Below are 2,683 nucleotides of genomic sequence, written 5' to 3' on the forward strand. Positions count from 1 at the left end.
CGGCATAAAAAACACTGGAAACCGAACGGATTGACCTTTTCGGAGTTGATCCGCTGGGCAATAGAATGCGGAACTCCAGAACAATGTCAGCTTGTTTTAGCGTTATACCATTGCACAAACGATGATGATTATCAGGCGATGGGAATTCAGTTAAGCCGAAGTATTGATAATGCAAATGTCAGTCCGATCATCTTTTTCACAGGTAAAAATCAACGGTTATTAGGTGATATTTCGATGCTAAAACAGCTCGAAGAAAAGGTGCGCTGACGTTAGGTTTACCTATTATTTTATGTATTATCCTATCTATTATTCTATCTCTTATTTTATCTATTTCGTCTGTAATAGGTAGAATAATACATAGAATAAGATACAGAATAATAGATAGACACAAGATGACGTTGTGTTATTTCTTACCCATTAATCCACCTGTTATTCTACCTATTACTTTACCCGTTATTGCACCCAATTTAGGTATAACGGGCAGAATAACGGGTGAAATAATGGGTAGAATCATAGTTTTACTAACTTGCACCCCATGATACTTTCAGTATCAATGCCACTCATTTTCTGGACGAAAATGAATGACATAAGGCTCCGCCCTCTGGCTATTTTCTTCGGCTGGACGCCTGCGAAAAAAACCATTCACCCAAGCCCGTCAAACTCACTGCGTTCGTCTGACCACCCCCTTTTTTCGCCCCTGTATTTGGTCGCTCAAAAATGTGGTGGTCAGACGCTTCGCTTGACGGGGGGCTTTGCCCCCAAAACGAAACACGTTCACTGGGGTTCACTTGCCATCGCTGGGGCGTGTCATTTCGTTTCGGCTCCCCCTGTTTTTCCCTTTCTTCGCTGGACGCTCATCAGGATAAAAACAAAAAGCCTACCGCCCTCGTTTTACTCGGTTGGTCAAATCGCTTCTTGCCACAAAACAAGTTTGTGACTTTCAGCGATTTCGCATCGTTTTACTTGTCAGTTTGCACGATGTTAAAAACGCACTCAGAAGCCCGCAAAACCGTTCTAAACTTTCAGCGTAGATTTGGGTGTTTTATAGGGTGATCGTGTCTTAAAATCGTTTCGAGGGGCTTTAATGGGGATGAACGGGAGGTTTTTGCTAACTAACTCGCCCGTTTAACATAAAAGGGATTGTATGAATCAATTTTAGCTAGAGTTTAAGGTTGTTCAAATTAATGTACAATGATTGCACTGTATAAATAACCAGGTGTAGCATGTATGGAAAAGCACTTTATCAATGAAAAGTTTTCACGAGATCAATTTACGGGGAATAGAGTTAAAAATATTGCCTTTTCAAATTGTGATTTTTCAGGGGTTGATTTAACTGATACTGAATTTGTTGATTGTAGTTTTTACGACAGGAATAGCTTGGAAGGGTGTGATTTTAATAGAGCCAAACTAAAAAACGCTAGCTTTAAAAGCTGCGATTTATCAATGAGTAATTTTAAAAACATTAGCGCCTTAGGTCTTGAAATTAGTGAGTGTTTAGCTCAAGGAGCTGATTTTCGAGGGGCTAATTTTATGAATATGATAACTACAAGGTCATGGTTTTGTAGTGCTTATATAACCAAGACAAATCTTAGTTACGCTAATTTTTCTAGAGTCATATTAGAAAAGTGCGAACTGTGGGAAAATCGCTGGAATGGCACTGTGATAACTGGCGCCGTGTTTCGTGGCTCCGATCTTTCTTGTGGGGAGTTTTCATCGTTTGATTGGTCTTTGGCTGATTTTACTGGTTGTGATTTAACGGGTGGGGCGCTTGGCGAGCTTGATGCAAGGCGAATTAATTTAGATGGAGTGAAGTTGGATGGAGAGCAGGCGCTTCAGCTTGTTGAGAGTTTAGGTGTTATTGTTCACCGATAAAATCTAGGTAAAAAACGCCTAATGCCCCAATGTGGTACTAATCAAAACGGAGCGAAGCGACATCTTCATCTTGTCTTTGCTTTTCTCCATGATCAGTTATTGGGTCATGGTCTCTTAGCTCGTTAATCTGGCTAAGTTTGGTTAGGTTGGGCTTCTTTCGACACTTCGCAATCCAAGAAATCCCTAGTCCGTTGATTGGTGCTCTTATCAGGTACGCACTGTAATCTTTCGATACCGCAGCGTGATTCGGAGGTAGAGCCGGAATTTCGTTTTCCGGTACGTTTTACTACCACAATTTGCCTGTTTATCCTTTCGGAGACCGGGCTAAGTCCGAGTCAATCAAGTGGTGCATTTGGGTTAATGTCGTTGGCTGGTATTTAATGAGAACGTGACAAGCGCCTCTCACGTTGCTAAGATTGGATTGCGACGTCTAATCTGAGCAACGAATGCACAAGATTTAGAGTACCAGAGCCCTGTGATGCTGTCACGGGGCTTTGTTACATCTGGAGCTTGGTAAACCTCATAAATTCAATTCGCAACGCTCGCCGCAAGGCGTGAACTTGTTTCACGTCGAGGAAGCGGAATTTCTCGAAAGCCTTATACTGTCTCCGTTCACACATGATCGGAGGGTGTCTCTATGTCTCAATTATTTCGTTTGGCATCGCCAGAAGATTACGAATACATCGAAGAATTAAATTTATGGGAATTGTCATTTGATAAGCGACCGGTTCAAGGGGTTCGTTGTGAAGATCCGGTGATCGGGGCAGAAAAATATAATCAAGGGCGTGAAAAATTTAAGGCGTTAGCGTCA

2 protein-coding genes are annotated in these 2,683 nt (G+C 41.8%); both read left to right on the forward strand.

Annotated elements, in window-relative coordinates; all coding sequences use genetic code 11:
• Positions 1–267, forward strand: a 267-nt coding sequence (locus ACU696_RS20885; protein WP_369479452.1) for a hypothetical protein, incomplete at its 5' end; no start/stop codon positions are given.
• Positions 268–1,227: 960 nt separating this feature from the next.
• Entirely contained in the window at positions 1,228–1,872 is a 645-nt protein-coding gene (locus tag ACU696_RS20890) for a quinolone resistance pentapeptide repeat protein QnrD1 (protein ID WP_012634451.1), read from the forward strand.
• Positions 1,873–2,683 lie beyond the last annotated feature (811 nt).

It is taken from the genome of Providencia sp. PROV_01, from assembly GCF_053098325.1.

What these genes read in the sequence shown, in the direction of transcription:
- ACU696_RS20890 (WP_012634451.1), top strand. Translation starts at nt 1,228, where the DNA reads ATGGAAAAGCACTTTATCAATGAAAAGTTTTCACGAGATCAATTTACG.